The following is a 15,479-nucleotide window of genomic DNA, read 5'->3' as shown; positions in this document are numbered from 1 at the left end:
CGGAACCGGATCAGATCGCGTCGAGGGCCTTGATGTAGTCGTTCAGGTCGCGCGCGTCCGGCAGGCCGTTGACGACGGTCCAGCGCACCACTCCCTCCTTGTCGATGATGAAGGTGCCGCGCACCGCACAGCCCTTCTCCTCGTCGAAGACGCCGTAGGCGCGGGAGGTGGCGCCGTGCGGCCAGAAGTCCGAGACGAGCGGGTACTCGAGGCCCTCCTGCTCGGCGAAGACGCGCAGGGTGTGGATGGAGTCGTTGGAGACGGCCAGCAGCTGCGTGTCGTCGTTCTCGAACCGCGGCAGCTCGTCGCGGAGGGCGCAGAGCTCACCCGTGCAGACGCCGGTGAAGGCGAACGGGTAGAACAGCAGCACCACGTTCTTCTCGCCGCGGAAGTCGGAGAGCTTCACGGTCCGGCCGTGGTTGTCCTTCAGCTCGAAATCCGGGGTCTGGGTACCGACCTCGATCGCCATGGAAACGCGTCCCTTCAATGCTTCACCGGGCTGGGCTGTCCGGGTGGGCTCCCACCCTACGCAGAGACCTCGGCGGGCCCGCGGACAGGGATGTGCGCGGGCGGGGGACATGTGAACGGGCATACGAAGGCCCCCGCCGGTGCACGACCGGCGGGGGCCTCGTGGTGAGTGCGGTTCAGCGCCTGGCTTTGGCCGACTTCGGGGTGACCAGACGGCTGCCCGTCCAGTCCTTGCCCGCATTGATGCTCTTGGTCTGGGAAAGACCGGCTGTCTGGCCGGCCTCGTTGATATCGCTCGGTTCGACGTAGCCTTCGCGGCCGGTCTTCGGCGTCATCAGCCAGATCACACCGCCTTCGTCGATCAGACCAATGGCATCCACCAGCGCGTCCGTAAGGTCGCCGTCCTCGTCGCGGAACCACAGCAGGACGACGTCAGCGACGTCGTCGTAGTCCTCATCGACGAGTTCCTGGCCGGTAGTGGCCTCAATGCCCTCACGGAGCTCCTGCTCGACGTCGTCGTCGTAGCCGATCTCCTGGACCACCTGTCCGGGCTCGAACCCCAGCCGTGCAGCCGAGTTGGTCCGTTCCTCCGCGTGGTCCGCGGTCGCGCTCACGGGTTGCCTCCTGATCATGTTTCGGAAAATGCTTCAGCCACGCGCGTGCGCGGGGCGTTGGCCGTAGTCCACACGGGCGCGGCGGATCGCGCAAGTACCCAGCGTGCGAGACCGCCTAAACGGTGACGTTCCCTGCCACGTCGCCGCACGATCGGCAGGCCTCTGACTGGGCTCCACACGGCCGTCCACACCCTTTACGTCCTTCCACAGCTTATGCCGTTTCGGTCCGCCAATCGGAGTCGAACAGCTTTTGGGAACGCTTGGAAGGGTTGGGCGTATGGTTGCGGTTTGATCCAACCCGTCTGTCCGGGCCGCCCCGGCGCACCGGACATGATGTCTCACCACCTGGCGGTTACCCCTCGGTAGAGATGACGTATGCGTCGTCGCGGTACACGATGGTGCTGGCGTACATGCATACATCCCGGGGGCGTGCCTCCCGAAACCAGGCCCCGTAGAGCAGCACCGAACAGCGAAGGAACAGCGTGGCTTCCGGATCCGATCGCAACCCGATCATCATTGGCGGCCTTCCGAGCCAGGTCCCGGACTTCGATCCCGAGGAGACCCAGGAATGGCTCGACTCCCTCGACGCCGCCGTCGACGAGCGCGGCCGTGAGCGGGCCCGCTACCTGATGCTCCGGCTCATCGAGCGCGCGCGCGAGAAGCGCGTCGCCGTGCCGGAGATGCGCAGCACGGACTACGTGAACACGATCGCCACGAAGGACGAGCCGTTCTTCCCCGGCGACGAGGAGATCGAGCGCAAGGTCCTCAACGCGACCCGCTGGAACGCGGCCGTGATGGTGTCGCGCGCCCAGCGCCCGGGTATCGGCGTCGGCGGTCACATCGCCACGTTCGCCTCCTCCGCCTCGCTGTACGACGTGGGCTTCAACCACTTCTTCCGGGGCAAGGACGACGGTCTGGGCGGCGACCAGATCTTCTTCCAGGGGCACGCCTCCCCCGGCATCTACGCCCGCGCGTTCCTGCTCGACCGGCTGAACGAGGCGCAGCTCGACGCCTTCCGCCAGGAGAAGTCGAAGGCGCCGAACGGCCTGTCCAGCTACCCGCACCCGCGGCTGATGCCGGACTTCTGGGAGTTCCCGACCGTCTCGATGGGCCTCGGCCCCCTCGGCGCGATCTACCAGGCCCGGATGAACCGCTACATGGAGGCGCGCGGCATCGCCGACACCTCCCGGTCCCACGTCTGGGCATACCTGGGCGACGGCGAGATGGACGAGCCCGAGTCGCTGGGCCAGCTCTCCATCGCCGCCCGTGAGGGTCTGGACAACCTGACCTTCGTGGTCAACTGCAACCTGCAGCGCCTCGACGGTCCGGTGCGCGGCAACGGCAAGATCATCCAGGAGCTGGAGTCGCAGTTCCGCGGTGCCGGCTGGAACGTCATCAAGCTGGTCTGGGACCGCTCCTGGGACCCGCTGCTGGCGCAGGACCGCACGGGCATCCTGGTCAACAAGCTGAACACCACGCCGGACGGCCAGTTCCAGACGTACGCCACCGAGTCGGGCTCGTACATCCGTGAGCACTTCTTCGGTGACGACCCGCGGCTGCGCGACATGGTCAAGGACATGACCGACGACCAGATCCTGCACCTGGGCCGGGGCGGTCACGACCACAGGAAGGTCTACGCGGCGTACGCGGCGGCCAAGGCCCACAAGGGCCAGCCGACGGTGATCCTCGCGCAGACGGTCAAGGGCTGGACCCTGGGCCCGAACTTCGAGGGCCGCAACGCGACCCACCAGATGAAGAAGCTCACGGTCGAGGACCTCAAGCGGTTCCGCGACCGGCTGCACATCCCGATCACGGACAAGCAGCTGGACGAGGGCTACCCGCCGTACTACCACCCGGGCCGCAACTCGGAAGAGATCCAGTACATGCACGACCGCCGCAAGAGTCTGGGCGGTTACGTCCCGACCCGTGTGGTGCGCGCGAAGCCGCTGGTTCTCCCCGAGGACAAGACGTACGCGACCGCGAAGAAGGGTTCGGGTCAGCAGTCGATCGCCACGACCATGGCGTTCGTCCGCATCCTGAAGGACCTCATGCGGGACAAGGAGATCGGCAAGCGTTTCGTGCTGATCGCACCCGACGAGTACCGCACCTTCGGCATGGACGCGTTCTTCCCGAGCGCGAAGATCTACAACCCGCTGGGTCAGCAGTACGAGGCAGTGGACCGCGATCTGCTGCTCGCGTACAAGGAGTCACCGACCGGTCAGATGCTGCACGACGGCATCTCCGAGGCGGGTTGCACGGCGTCGCTGATCGCCGCGGGTTCGGCGTACGCCACGCACGGCGAGCCGCTGATCCCGGTGTACGTCTTCTACTCGATGTTCGGTTTCCAGCGCACCGGTGACCAGTTCTGGCAGATGGCCGACCAGCTCGCGCGCGGCTTCGTGCTGGGTGCGACCGCCGGTCGTACGACGCTGACCGGTGAGGGTCTGCAGCACGCGGACGGCCACTCGCAGCTGCTCGCCTCGACGAACCCCGGCTGTGTGGCGTACGACCCCGCGTTCAGCTACGAGATCGCGCACATCGTCAAGGACGGTCTGCGCAGGATGTACGGCGAGAACAGCGAGGACGTCTTCTACTACCTCACTGTCTACAACGAGCCGATCCAGCACCCGGCCGAGCCGGAGAACGTGGACGTCGAGGGCATCCTCAAGGGCGTCTACCGCTACAAGAGCGGCGAGAAGGGCATGATCCCGGCCCAGATCATGGCGTCCGGTGTGGCGGTCCCGTGGGCGGTCGAGGCGCAGCGGATCCTCGCCGACGAGTGGAACGTGAAGGCGGACGTCTGGTCGGCGACCTCCTGGAACGAGCTGCGCCGCGAGGCCGTCGAGGTGGAGCGGTACAACCTGCTGCACCCGGAGGAGGAGCAGCGCGTCCCGTACGTGACCCGGAAGCTCTCCGGCTCCGAGGGCCCGTTCGTGGCGGTTTCGGACTGGATGCGTTCGGTGCCGGACCAGATCGCGCGCTGGGTTCCCGGTGCGTACCAGTCCCTGGGCGCGGACGGCTTCGGCTTCGCCGACACGCGCGGCGCGGCCCGCCGGTACTTCCACATCGACGCGCAGTCGATCGTCCTCGCGGTGCTCACCGAGCTCGCGAAGGAGGGACGGGTCGACCGTTCGCTGCTGAAGCAGGCGATCGACCGGTACGAACTCATGGACGTGACCGCGGCCGACCCGGGCGCCGCCGGCGGCGACGCGTAGGCACGGCGGGACAGATCCGAAGGGCGGCGGACCTCCTGGTCCGCCGCCCTTCGGCGTCAGTTCTCCCAGACCTTGAAGGCCCTGACCCGGTACGGCGACTGCGGCACCCAGGTGCCACCGCCCGGATAGGTCTCGAACTCGCCGGTCTCGGCGCACTCCGCCGACTGATAGGTGGTGACGGGGCGGCCGGTGCGGTTGGCGAGCGCCTGGGCCTGGCCGGCCGGTGGCAACGGGACACAGCTCTCGATGTCGACGGTGGACAGTTCGTGGACCTGCCGGGCCCCGGTGAAGTCAGGCTTCTCCCAGAGGCAGAGTTGCCCCGTCCCGCACGCCCCGAGCCGGACCGGCGCGGCCCTCGTAGCCGATGCCACCTGCGTGGTGCGGGTGGTCTGTGCGGCCGGTGCGGTCTCTGAGGCCTGTACGGCCGGCGGGACGAGCGTGGTGGCGGTCAGTGCGGCGGCAAGCGCAGTCGTACGCATATCAGTCAACCCCCGTGGTGGTGTGGATCACTTGCACGCACCCTGACCTGCGGGGCAGCGCCACGGGAAGGGGGGCAGGGCCGGACCACCCGGATAGGCGACAGCCCCGCCGGACGGGTCCGGCGGGGCTGTCGTGGGCGCTGTGTTGACGCTCGGGTCTCCTCGGCGCGAGGAGTCGGCGAGGGCCGGCGGCGGGCTCAGATGTGGCCCGCGCCCGCGCCCGCCTCCGCATTCGCACCGCGCTTGGTGAGCGTGGCGACCAGCGCCGCGATCACCGCGACCACGCCGGCGACCATGAAGGCCGTGCCCATGCCCGACACGAACGTGTCATGCGCGACGCTCGTGATCTTCTCCGCGACCGGACCCGGCGTGCCGGACGCCACCGGCGGGATCCCGACCTCGACGGCCGAGGACGCCTGGTCCAGCTGCTGCGGCGAGAGCGGCGGAAGCTCCGCGGCAGCCCAGTTGTCAGCGAGCTTCGCGTCGACCTGGGAGGCCATGACCGCACCCAGCACCGCCGTACCGAGGCTGCCGCCGACCTGCATGGCGGCCTGCTGCAGACCGCCCGCGACGCCGGAGAGCTCCATCGGGGCGTTGCCCACGATGACCTCGGTGGCGCCGACCATCACCGGGGCGAGGCCGAGGCCGAGCAGGCCGAACCAGACGGACATGGCCAGGGTGCCGGTGCCGGTGTCCAACTGGGACATCCCGAACATGGCGACCGCGGTGCACACCATGCCGCCGACGAGCGGGACGCGCGGGCCGAGCTTGGTGATCAGCAGGCCGGCGAGCGGGGAGCCGACGATCATCATCCCGGTCAGCGGCAGCAGGTGCAGGCCCGCGTCGACGGCCTTCATGCCGTGCACGTTCTGCAGGTAGAAGGTGACGAAGAAGAGTCCGCCCATGAAGGCGAACGCCATCAGCACCATCAGGACCACACCCGCGGACAGCGGCACCGAGCGGAACATCGCCAGCGGGATCAGCGGCTCCCTGACGTTCTTCTGGGAGAGGGCGAACACCACGAACAGGGCTACGGCCGCCCCCAGGAAGCCGAGCGTCCTGAAGTCGCCCCAGCCCCACTCCGCACCCTTGATGAGCGCCCAGATCAGGCAGAACATCGCCTGCGACAGCAGCACGATGCCGCCGATGTCGAAGGAGCGCGGCGCGTTCTCGGCGCGGTGGTCCTTGAGGATCACCACGCCGAGCAGAAGCGCGATCACCCCGACCGGCACATTGATGAAGAAGACGGACTGCCAGCTGACGTGCTCGACGAGGACGCCGCCGAGGATCGGACCGCCCGCCGTCGAGGCGCCGATGACCATGCCCCAGATACCGATCGCCATGTTCAGCTTCTCGGCCGGGAAGGTGGCGCGCAGCAGGCCGAGCGCGGCCGGCATCAGCAGAGCGCCGAAAAGGCCCTGCAGCACCCGGAACGCAATGACCAGGGCCACGCTGCTGGAGAATCCGATGGCTCCCGATGCCGCGGCGAAGCCCACGACACCGATCAGGAAGGTCTGGCGGTGGCCGAACCGGTCACCGAGCTTGCCCGCGGTGATCAAGGAGACCGCGAGTGCGAGCATGTAGCCGTTGGTGATCCACTGGACGTCGGCGAGCGAGGCGTGCAGGTCCTGCTGGATGGCGGGGTTGGCGATCGCGACGATCGTGCCGTCGAGCGCGACCATCATCACGCCGATGGCCACGGAGAAGAGCGTCAGCCAGGGGTGGCCGCGCAGCCCCTTGGCCGGGGCGGGAGCAGGGGTGCCCTGCGGCTCCCGCAACGCCTTTTCTGCTGTGGTCTGACTAGTCATGCGGGGGAGATTAGTGTCAGTCGCTGACAGTTGACAAACCATTTCACAAGCCGGTAACTGTCACGTAGCTCACAGGTACCCTGAGCTGGACAAAGAGACCGAAAGAGGGCCGCTCAGTGACCGATGACCGGCGCGCCGCAGAGCAACCGACCGGACTGCGCGAACGCAAGAAGCGACGCACCCGGGACGCCCTGCTGCGTGCCGCCCTCGACCTCTTCACCACCCAGGGGTACGACGAGACCACCGTCGACGAGATCGTCGACGCCGTCGAGGTCTCCCAGCGCACCTTCTTCCGCTATTTCGCCAGCAAGGAGGAGACCGCCTTCGCCGTCCAGGAGATGGTGGAGTCGCGCTTCCTCTCCGAGCTGCGCCAACGGCCCGCCGGGGAAACCCCTTTCGAGGCCATGCGCAGTGCGGTCCTGTGCGCCTGGAACAGTATCGGTGAGGCGATCGAGGAGACCGTCACGGTCGAACTCCACATGCGCACGTACCGGATGATCGAGTCGACCCCTTCCCTGCTCGCGGCCCACCTGCGGCGCAGTATCGATCTGGAGACCGAGATAGCCGAGGTGATCGCCGGGCGCGAGGGCCTCGACATCCGGACGGATCCGCGACCGCGGGTCGCCGTCGCCGCGTTCTGCGGGGTGATGCGGGTGACCGGGCAGCTGTGGGGGCATGGGCGGGACGCGAGCATGGAGTCGCTGCGCGCGCTGACCGAGAACTATCTGGACCAACTGGGCCCGGCGCTCGCGGGGAACTGGCATGCGCCGGTCGAACCCGTGACCGCAGGGCCTGCGCCTTCCGCCCGACAGCTCCGGACCCGTCATGTGCCGAACGCCTCATGACGGAACATGACGGACTTCACAACTGCCGTACCACAGCCGATCCGTGCGGGACGGGAGCGGCACGAAATCCTTCGGAGCGTACCGGAAGCGCGCACGGAGCGTGAGGGAAACCCGCTCCAATTCCCTGCAGGAGAGTGATGTGTGTCACCCGCTTCACGGTGGCCGTCGCGCGTCTCCTAATGTGGGCCGGAGTGACTTCCTTCGACTCCTCCCCCACGCTCACCGCATGGCGCGCACTGCTCGCCGTCGCGGTCGTGTTCGTGATGCTGGCGACCACCGGCTGGACAGCGGTACGTCATCAACCCTCCCACGAGCCACGCGACATCGCACTCGCATCCTGGGCGCGGGGGCGGATAGCGGGTCACCCGCTGCCGGACGCCGATGCACCGCCCTACCGGCTGGCGCAGTTCTTCGCCACGCTCACCGCCACGCAGCGGACGGCGCTCGCCGACAGGTACCCGTTGGTCGTCGGCAATTTGAACGGCGCCCCGATCACCCTGCGCTACCACGCCAACCGGCGGGCCCTGGTTCAGGCGAGGGCGGTCGAGCGACGGCGCATGCACGACGTCAGGCTCTCCCCTGACGGCCGCGCCGACGCGCTGCGCCGGATGGAGCGCTTCCGGTCGATGCTGGCCCACGGCCGGCATTTCCTGGCCTTCGACCCGTCCGGAAAGGGCCACGCCGCCGAGGTGTTCGGTGACCTGGACAAGGCCGAGCGGATCTCGGTGGTCGTGCCCGGTGTCGACACCAATCTGCTGACGCTGGAGCGGACCGGGCCGAAGGTCAACGCCGCCCCCGTCGGCATGGCGAAGTCGCTGTACGCGGCGGAGCGCGCCGCCCGCCCCGGCACCCGGACCGCCGTCATCGCCTGGGCGGACTACACCGCGCCCGCCGGCATCGGTATGGACGCGGCCCTGGGAAACCTCGCCGAGCGCGGCGCGGTCCGGCTGAACGCGCTCGTCGGCGCGCTGCCCGGCACGTCGAAGGTCTCGCTGTTCTGTCACAGCTACGGGTCCGTGCTGTGCGGTGTCGCCGCGGGAGAACTGCCGTCCCGGGTCACCGACATCGCGGTCGCGGGCAGCCCCGGCATGCGGGTGCAGCGTGCCGCGCAGCTGCACACCTCGGCCGCGGTCTGGGCGATGCGGGACCGCAACGACTGGATCGAGGACGTACCGAACATGGAGGTCGGCGGGCTCGGCCACGGGGCCGATCCGGTGGACCGGGGCTTCGGTGCGCGCGTCGTCTCGGCGGGCGACGCCAACGGGCACAGCGGCTATTTCGTGCCGGGCACCGAGAGCCTCAGCAACTTCGCCGCCATCGGCGTGGGCGCCTACGGCTCGGTGACCTGTGCGAGCGCCGACAGCGCCTGTCACAAGGGAATTTCCGGCGCCGAAGGCATGTGACGCGCGTAAAGAGCCGCAAGGGAGCATGAATTGCGGCATACGCCGAGGGGGGACGTGCGGGCAAGTGCCGCATACGATGAGGCACATGGGTGATGTGCTGGCCGGAATTCATGCCACCTGGGAGTTCGACACCGACTCCGTGCTCATCCGCTTCGAACGGGGTATTCGCACGCCGAAGCTCTTCCAGAGCCTGCGTGAACGCCGCATTCCGCATGCGGCGTTGTCGTCGGTGACGCTGAACCCGGGCAAGCGGGGCACGGTGGTGCTGCATGCGGTGCCGAGACCGGGTGCCGATCCCCTGCTCGAGGCTGCGGCAGGGCAGCTGAAACAGGGCTGCGATCCGTACCGGCTGGTGCTGCCCGCCGAACGCGAGACGCTCGCCGAGTACTACGCGGACGAGCTGCGCGCACTGCTCGGAGCGGACGCGGGGGAGCCCGCCGAACGTTTCATGGTCGCGGCCCCCGAGGCGCCGATGCAGTTCAAGGCGTACGACGGCCGGGCCAGCTTCGACGGGGACCGGATCTCCTTCCGCTGGTTCTGGACGGGTGCCTCCACGGCGAAGTGGAAGGCGGGCGACCAGACGTTTCCGGTCACCGAGCTGAGCGGGGTCGAGTGGCGGTCGCCCGAGGCGTTCGACGGCTACCTGCGGCTGGTTCCGCGAGGCGCCGGGAGCGCGGGTTCCCTGGCGGGCGCGGAAGCGGCCGCGGAGGGCGGGGCGCCCCGTACGGACACCGCACCCGGTCCCCATGCCATACCCCCGCTGCCCACCCAGGCCGATCAGGACCCGGCCGCGGTGATCTTCGGACTCGGCTACGGCCCGGTGCACGAGTCGCTGCCGTTCGCCGCCGCCGTCCTGGAGTCCGTACGCAGGAACCAGTCCGCACCCGTGGCGGCAACCGCCGTCCTGGCAGGCGCGGGGCGCCGCGATCCGGCGGACATCGCCGAGCGGATCCGGCACCTTGGGGAGCTGCACCGGGCGGGACTCGTGACGGACGACGAGTTCAGCGCGAAGAAGGCCCAGCTGCTCGCGGAGCTGTAGCGGCGGGCCGACGGTCTCCCCCACTCCCTGTCGTGGGGGGCCGTGAGGGGCGGGCACGTAGTACCTCCGTACGGGGCGCCGGGCCCCGATCGAGACCCCGGTATGACGCCGCGCGGCGGGTCCGCTGCCTACGCTGATCGGGCCATGCCGACTTCCTCTCCCCAGCCCCCGCCACCCGCCGACGGCCTGCTCAGCGCGGCCCGCCGCAATCTGCGCGAGGCGGCCCACGGGCTGACCCACGCGTCCCACCCTCCGACTCCGCTGTTCGCCGACGCCCCGAGACCGTGGCAGCGGCTGCTTCCGTACGGTGTCGTCCTCGTCCTCGCCGCCACCCTCATCCCGGTCACGATCAACTTCCTGATCTCGGAGTACGGGGTGCCCGGAGGCGTGGCGGGCGCCCTCGGTGTCGCCCAGGCGGCGCCCCTGCTGATGCTGGCGCACCGACCGTTGCAGGCGTGGTGGATCGTCTTCCCCGCCGACATCATCGGTGCCCTGGTGCTCCTGGGGTATCCGGTGGCGACCTACACCGTCTGGCCGTGGACACCACCCGCCATCGTCGGGTATCTCTTCCTGCTCCTCGCCCTGGGGCTGCGCGAGACCCGCCGGACCTCGATCGCCGTCTGGCTGGCCACGGGAGCCGCCGGTGTGGTGCTGCATGTGATCTCGCCCGGGCGCAGCAACGGCAGCGCCCTGCTGCTGCCCGTCCTCGGTGCGGTGGTGCTGGTGATCGCCGCGGCGGTACGGGAACGGGGCGACGCGCAACGGCGGCTGGCCGAGCAGGAGACCATCAGCGAGGCGGAGCGGGCGCAGCGGACCCTGCTGGAGGAACGCACCAGAATCGCCCGTGAGCTGCACGATGTGGTCGCGCACCACATGTCGGTGATCACGGTGCAGGCCGACTCCGCCCCGTACCGGATCAGCGGGCTGTCCGAGGAGGCGGTCGAGGAGTTCGGCTCGATCGCGGCGAGCGCCCGGGAGTCGCTTGCCGAGATGCGGCGGCTGCTCGTGGTGCTGCGCAGCGACGGAACGGAGGGCGAACGGGCGCCGCAGCCGGGGCTCGACCGGCTGCAGCAGCTGGTCGAGGCGACGGTACGGGCGGGGCTGCCCGCGGAGTTGTCGCTCGCCGCGGACCTGGGCGACGTACCGCAGGCGGTGGACCTGTCCGCGTACCGGATCGTGCAGGAGGCGCTGGCCAATGTGGTCCGGCATGCGCCGGGAGCGCGGACCCGGGTGTCGATCGCGTCGGACGGCGAGCTTCTGACCGTGGTGGTCGCCAACGACCGGGCGGAACGGCCCGGTTCGCCGCTGGAGCCGACGGGGACCGGACACGGGCTGGTCGGGATGCGCGAACGCGTACGGTTGACCGGCGGCACCCTGGACACCGGGCCGCTGCCCGACGGCGGGTTCCGGGTGACCGCACGGCTGCCGCTGTCGCCCGCCACCCCCTCGTCCCTGGAGGACCTGTGACCATCCGCGTGATCATCGTCGACGACCAGGCCATGGTGCGGGCGGGGTTCGCGGCGCTGCTGTCGGCGCAGAGCGACATCGATGTGGTGGGCGAGGCGCCGGACGGGCGGCAGGGCATCGAGGTCAGCCGGAACGTCCGTCCGGACGTGGTGCTGATGGATGTGCGGATGCCGGAGATGGACGGCCTCGCGGCCGCGCGTGAGCTGCTGAACCCGCCGGTGGGGGTGGTCCACCGGCCGAAGGTACTGATGCTCACCACCTTCGACGTGGACGACTACGTGTACGAGGCGCTGCGCGCCGGTGCGTCCGGGTTCCTGCTGAAGGACGCGCCGCCCGCCGATCTCATCTCGGCGGTACGGGTGGTGGCGGCGGGCGAGGCGCTGCTGGCGCCGTCCGTGACGCGACGGCTGATCGCGGACTTCGCGCGGCAACGGCCGGGCGGGAGCGGTGTGGGCGGGCGGAGCAATGCCGTCGCTCTGCGGCTGAACGGGCTGACGCCGCGGGAGACGGAGGTGTTGGAGCTGATTGCCCGGGGTCTGTCCAACCAGGAGATCGCGGGGCGGCTGGTGCTGGCCGAGCAGACGGTGAAGACGCATATCGGACGGGTGCTGGCCAAGCTCGATCTGCGGGATCGGGCGCAGGCGGTGATCTTTGCGTATGAGTCGGGGTTGGTGACGCCGGGCGAGTAGGGTCGGGCACGGCCTGACCGGGCAGGACGGGCCCGAGCACGCACCGCGGGCGTGAGTGGGCGAATCAGCCCCGAGCCGGCTCGAATGACCGCGTGAGGTGGGGAATTCCCCCGGTACACCCCCTACCCCGGTACCACTGCGAACGTGGCTCCCCGGTGTGACGCCCTCTCACCCATCCTCTTCCTACCTTCCCTCCCGTCGCGCCGAACGGCGTGCACGAGCCGAAGAGGGAGGGCGAGATGCGCCGTTACGCGAGGACTCTGGTCACGGTCGCACTGGCGACCACCGTGGTGGCCGGGACCGCCGGCTGGGTGTCCGGGAATGCACAGCAGGCCGTGACCGGGCCGCCGCCCGGGAGTGCCGCATGGCGGTCGGATCGTGTGCTGGGGCGGAAGCTGCCGGATCCGGAGCGGTCCACACCCGCCCAAGTAGCGCAATTCTTCCGGGGGTTGAGCAAGGACGAGCGGCAGCAGCTGGTCGTTCGGCATCCATCGGTCGTCGGCAATCTCGACGGGGTGCCCGTCGAGTTGCGCTACCGCGCCAACGCCCTTTCCCTGCAGGCCGGTCAAGATCCCCGGTACGCGCATCTGGGCGTCGATCGCGGACGGCAGATCCTGGCCTTCGATCCGCGCGGGCGCGGACAGGTCGCCGAGGTGTTCGGGGACCTGAGGACCGCGAGCCGGGTCTCCGTCGTGGTGCCGGGTTCGGACATCGACGCCGGGACCTTCGACCGTACGCATGACGTGTACGGCACTCCGGCGGGCATGGCGAAGTCTCTGTACGCGGAGACCGGGACGGGCAGTGCGGTGATCGCCTGGGCCGGTTACACCACTCCCGTCGGCGTCGGGGTCGATGCTGCGACCGGTTCGCTCGCAGAGGCGGGCGCCGACCGGCTGACCCGGTTCGCGGACGGGCTGGCCGCCGACAGGATCACCGAACCCGCCGTGTTCTGCCACAGTTACGGGTCCGTCGTGTGCGGTCTCGCCGCGTCCCGGCTCCACGTCAGCGACCTGGTCGTCCTCGGCTCGCCCGGCATGCGCGCCGACGACGTAGCCGATCTGCACACCACCGCCCGGGTCTGGGCGGCCAAGGACGCCACCGACTGGATCGACGACGTCCCGAACGTCGAGGTGGCCGGGCTCGGTCACGGGCCCGATCCCGCCGATCCGGAGTTCGGGGCCCGCCGGGTGCCCGCCGAGGACGCGCACGGCCACACCGGCTACTTCGCCCCCGGCACCGACTCGCTGCGCGCCTTCGCGGCCATCGCGCAAGGGGCGGGCCGATGAGCCTGAAGCATCTTGCGGCCCGGATCGACGCCCGTACCCCCGCGAACCGTGACCGTGCCGTCGACGGACTGCGCGCCCTCGCCCTGCTCGCCGTGCCCACCGGGCACTGGCTGCTCGGCGGCTTCCGGCTGGACAGCGTCGGCGCACTTCACAACACCAGCCCGCTCTCCGCCTTCGGATTCCTCGCCCCGGTCAGCTGGATCCTCCAGATGCTGGGCATCTTCTTCCTGGTCGGCGGGTACGCCTCCGTGCTCTCGTACCGACGCAGGAAGTCCACCACCGCAGCCTGGCTGCGCGGGCGGATGGCCAGGCTGGGCAGGCCGGTGCTGGGGGTGACCGCCGTCTGGGCGGCGATGATCCCCGTGCTGTACACGCTCGGGGTACCCGGTGACACGCTGCGGACCGGGTCGACGCTGGTGATCCAGCCACTCTGGTTCGTCGGGGTGTACACAGTGGTCACCGCCCTCACCCCGTACTGCCTGCTGATCGCGCGGCGGCTGGGCGGCTGGGCGGCCGCGCCACTGCTCGGGGCGGTCGCCGCCGTGGACTTCCTGCGCTACGGACCGTACGCCGGGGCGATGCCGTCCTGGCTGAGCGTGCTGAACATCCTTCCGGGCTGGCTCTTCGCGTACCAGCTCGGGGTCTCATGGGCAGAGGGACGGATCGGGAAGCGGGGCGCCAGGTTCCTGCTTGTCGGCGGGACCGTGCTGTTCGCCGCGCTCCTGCTCGCCTTCCACTACCCGGCGTCGATGGTCGGCGTGCCGGGCGAGGCACGCACCAATTCGCATCCGCCGTCGCTGCTGGTCCTCGCCCTGGCCGCGGCGCAGAGCGGCGCGGCGATCCTGCTGCGCGACCGGATCGGCCGGCTGCTGCGCCGTCCACGGCTGTGGGCGCCGGTCGTCGTCATCAATCTGTCCGCGATGACGATCCTGTGCTGGCACCAGACGGCGATGCTGGCCGCGGCCGTCCCGGCGTCGTTCGCCGGTGCGGTGCCCGGGCTGACGACCGGGCCGGACACGATCGGCTGGGTCCTGGCGCGGCTGGCGTGGATGCCGGTGTTCGCCGGGCTGCTGGTGCTCATCGCCCGGTACGCGCGCCGCTTCGAGGCACCGTGGCAGGCCGGGACGCGGGCGGCGAACGCCCGCCGGGCAGCGGCGGGGCTGCTCGCGGCGGGGTTCGCCGTGTTCGCGCTGGGGCTGGCGTAGGGCGGCGCACATCCAGCCCGTCCGGCGCTTGAGGGCCGCGCGATTGCCGGGCGCCCCGGCCGCCCGGAAACGACTACTCGCGCGCCGCGGACGTCGAGCTCATGTCCGGGTACCGGTCCCCCGCCACCTGCCCCGCGATCGGCTCCAGCAATGCCAGCTCCTCCGCGGTCAGCGTGAGCCGGGTGGCGGCCACGTTCTCCAGCAGCCGGCTGCTCTTGCGGGTGCCCGGGATCGGCACCACGGTCAGACCGTGCACCTGGGCCCGCTGCTGCACCCAGGCGAGCGCCACCTGCGCGGCCGACGCCCCGTGCGCCGCCGCGATCTTGTGGACGGGCTCCAGCAGGGCGGCGTTCGTCTTCGCGTTGTCGCCGGTGAAGCGCGGCTGGTACTTGCGGAAGTCGCCGTCCGACAGGTCCTTGGCCGCGTCCGTGAACGCCCCGGTCAAAAAGCCCCGCCCGAGCGGCGAGTACGGCACGAAGGTCACCCCGAGCTCGACCGCGGCGGGCACGGCGCTGCGCTCGACGTCCCGGCTGAAGAGCGACCACTCGGACTGCAGGGCGGCGATCGGGTGCACGGCGTACGCCTCGCGCAGCTCCGCGCCGGTGACCTCGCTCAGCCCGAGCTGCTTGACCTTGCCCTGCTGCACCAGCTCGGCCATCGCACCGACGGACTCGGCCAGCGGGACGGCCGGGTCGCGGCGGTGCATGTAGTACAGGTCGATGACATCGGTGTTCAGCCGGCGCAGGCTGTCCTCCACGGCCTGGCGGATGTACGCGGGGTCATTGCGCACGCCCCGGTACTGCGGGTCGTCGGTCCGCTCTATGGCGAACTTCGTGGCGAGGGTGATCTCGCCCCGGTGCGCCGCGACGAACGGCGCCAGGAACGTCTCGTTGGCGCCGCGACCGTACACGTCCGCGGTGTCGAAGAGGGTGACGCCCGCCGCCAGCGCCGTCTCCAGCGT

At 70.1% G+C, this 15,479-nt stretch carries 13 protein-coding genes (1 of these 13 cut by a window edge); 8 read left to right on the top strand and 5 right to left on the bottom strand.

The genetic code is table 11. The features are described from left to right. Positions 1 to 10 precede the first annotated feature (10 nt). Both ACFU6I_RS01880 and ACFU6I_RS01875 read right to left on the bottom strand, forming a co-directional pair. Positions 11 to 469: a peroxiredoxin gene (locus ACFU6I_RS01880; protein WP_384360321.1), complete on the bottom strand. Its 459-nt coding sequence runs from the start codon at positions 467 to 469 to the stop codon at positions 11 to 13. A 175-nt stretch (positions 470 to 644) separates the two neighbouring features. Next, positions 645 to 1,082: a DUF3052 domain-containing protein gene (locus ACFU6I_RS01875; protein WP_037696857.1), complete on the bottom strand. Its 438-nt coding sequence runs from the start codon at positions 1,080 to 1,082 to the stop codon at positions 645 to 647. A 482-nt stretch (positions 1,083 to 1,564) separates the two neighbouring features. On the opposite strand from ACFU6I_RS01875, the gene aceE reads away from it, so the two are divergent. Further along, positions 1,565 to 4,297: a pyruvate dehydrogenase (acetyl-transferring), homodimeric type gene (aceE, locus tag ACFU6I_RS01870; RefSeq protein ID WP_384360319.1), complete on the top strand. Its 2,733-nt coding sequence runs from the start codon at positions 1,565 to 1,567 to the stop codon at positions 4,295 to 4,297. Between the two features lie 56 nt (positions 4,298 to 4,353). Here the strand turns inward: aceE and ACFU6I_RS01865 are convergent, their stop codons facing one another. Both ACFU6I_RS01865 and ACFU6I_RS01860 read right to left on the bottom strand, forming a co-directional pair. Then, positions 4,354 to 4,776 (bottom strand): peptidase inhibitor family I36 protein, encoded by a 423-nt coding sequence (locus ACFU6I_RS01865; protein ID WP_384360317.1) that lies wholly within the window; start codon positions 4,774 to 4,776, stop codon positions 4,354 to 4,356. A 197-nt stretch (positions 4,777 to 4,973) separates the two neighbouring features. Next, positions 4,974 to 6,584, bottom strand: coding sequence for an MFS transporter (locus ACFU6I_RS01860; RefSeq protein ID WP_384360315.1), 1,611 nt, complete (start codon positions 6,582 to 6,584; stop codon positions 4,974 to 4,976). A 116-nt stretch (positions 6,585 to 6,700) separates the two neighbouring features. Between ACFU6I_RS01860 and ACFU6I_RS01855 the strand changes: the two genes are divergently transcribed. The 7 genes from ACFU6I_RS01855 to ACFU6I_RS01825 all read left to right on the top strand — a co-directional run bounded on the left by ACFU6I_RS01855 (position 6,701) and on the right by ACFU6I_RS01825 (position 14,518). Beyond that, a complete protein-coding gene (locus tag ACFU6I_RS01855; RefSeq protein WP_384360313.1) occupies positions 6,701 to 7,429 on the top strand; it encodes a TetR/AcrR family transcriptional regulator in 729 nt (242 codons plus the stop codon). 191 nt (positions 7,430 to 7,620) lie between these two features. Further along, positions 7,621 to 8,832: an alpha/beta hydrolase gene (locus ACFU6I_RS01850; RefSeq protein ID WP_384360311.1), complete on the top strand. Its 1,212-nt coding sequence runs from the start codon at positions 7,621 to 7,623 to the stop codon at positions 8,830 to 8,832. An 85-nt stretch (positions 8,833 to 8,917) separates the two neighbouring features. Then, positions 8,918 to 9,871, top strand: coding sequence for a DUF4429 domain-containing protein (locus ACFU6I_RS01845; RefSeq protein ID WP_384360309.1), 954 nt, complete (start codon positions 8,918 to 8,920; stop codon positions 9,869 to 9,871). A gap of 144 nt (positions 9,872 to 10,015) precedes the next feature. Beyond that, complete coding sequence (locus ACFU6I_RS01840) at positions 10,016 to 11,338, top strand: sensor histidine kinase (RefSeq protein ID WP_384360307.1); 1,323 nt, start codon at positions 10,016 to 10,018, stop codon at positions 11,336 to 11,338. Next, positions 11,335 to 12,027, top strand: coding sequence for a response regulator (locus ACFU6I_RS01835; protein ID WP_384360305.1), 693 nt, complete (start codon positions 11,335 to 11,337; stop codon positions 12,025 to 12,027). Before ACFU6I_RS01840 ends, ACFU6I_RS01835 begins: the two co-directional genes overlap by 4 nt. A gap of 239 nt (positions 12,028 to 12,266) precedes the next feature. After that, complete coding sequence (locus ACFU6I_RS01830) at positions 12,267 to 13,313, top strand: alpha/beta hydrolase (protein ID WP_384360303.1); 1,047 nt, start codon at positions 12,267 to 12,269, stop codon at positions 13,311 to 13,313. After that, entirely contained in the window at positions 13,310 to 14,518 is a 1,209-nt protein-coding gene (locus ACFU6I_RS01825) for an acyltransferase (protein WP_384360301.1), read from the top strand. Before ACFU6I_RS01830 ends, ACFU6I_RS01825 begins: the two co-directional genes overlap by 4 nt. Before the next feature lie 73 nt (positions 14,519 to 14,591). On the opposite strand, the gene ACFU6I_RS01820 is transcribed toward ACFU6I_RS01825, so the two are convergent. Next, positions 14,592 to 15,479: the 3' portion of an aldo/keto reductase gene (locus ACFU6I_RS01820; RefSeq protein ID WP_384360299.1), read on the bottom strand. It continues 126 nt past the right edge of the window; the window shows 888 of its 1,014 coding nt (coding positions 127-1,014); the start codon falls outside the window, past its right edge; its stop codon occupies positions 14,592 to 14,594.

The organism is Streptomyces sp. NPDC057486 (genome assembly GCF_042802415.1).
GTDB lineage: Bacteria > Actinomycetota > Actinomycetes > Streptomycetales > Streptomycetaceae > Streptomyces > Streptomyces yanii.
This window is presented reverse-complemented; position numbering and strand designations above follow the sequence as displayed.

Bases quoted from the DNA above. Each gene is read 5' to 3' on its own strand.
- ACFU6I_RS01845 (WP_384360309.1), top strand. From the start codon at position 8,918: ATGGGTGATGTGCTGGCCGGAATTCATGCCACCTGGGAGTTCGACACC.
- ACFU6I_RS01840 (WP_384360307.1), top strand. From the start codon at position 10,016: ATGCCGACTTCCTCTCCCCAGCCCCCGCCACCCGCCGACGGCCTGCTC.
- ACFU6I_RS01825 (WP_384360301.1), top strand. From the start codon at position 13,310: ATGAGCCTGAAGCATCTTGCGGCCCGGATCGACGCCCGTACCCCCGCG.
- ACFU6I_RS01830 (WP_384360303.1), top strand. From the start codon at position 12,267: ATGCGCCGTTACGCGAGGACTCTGGTCACGGTCGCACTGGCGACCACC.
- ACFU6I_RS01865 (WP_384360317.1), bottom strand. From the start codon at position 4,776: ATGCGTACGACTGCGCTTGCCGCCGCACTGACCGCCACCACGCTCGTC.
- ACFU6I_RS01860 (WP_384360315.1), bottom strand. From the start codon at position 6,584: ATGACTAGTCAGACCACAGCAGAAAAGGCGTTGCGGGAGCCGCAGGGC.
- ACFU6I_RS01880 (WP_384360321.1), bottom strand. From the start codon at position 469: ATGGCGATCGAGGTCGGTACCCAGACCCCGGATTTCGAGCTGAAGGAC.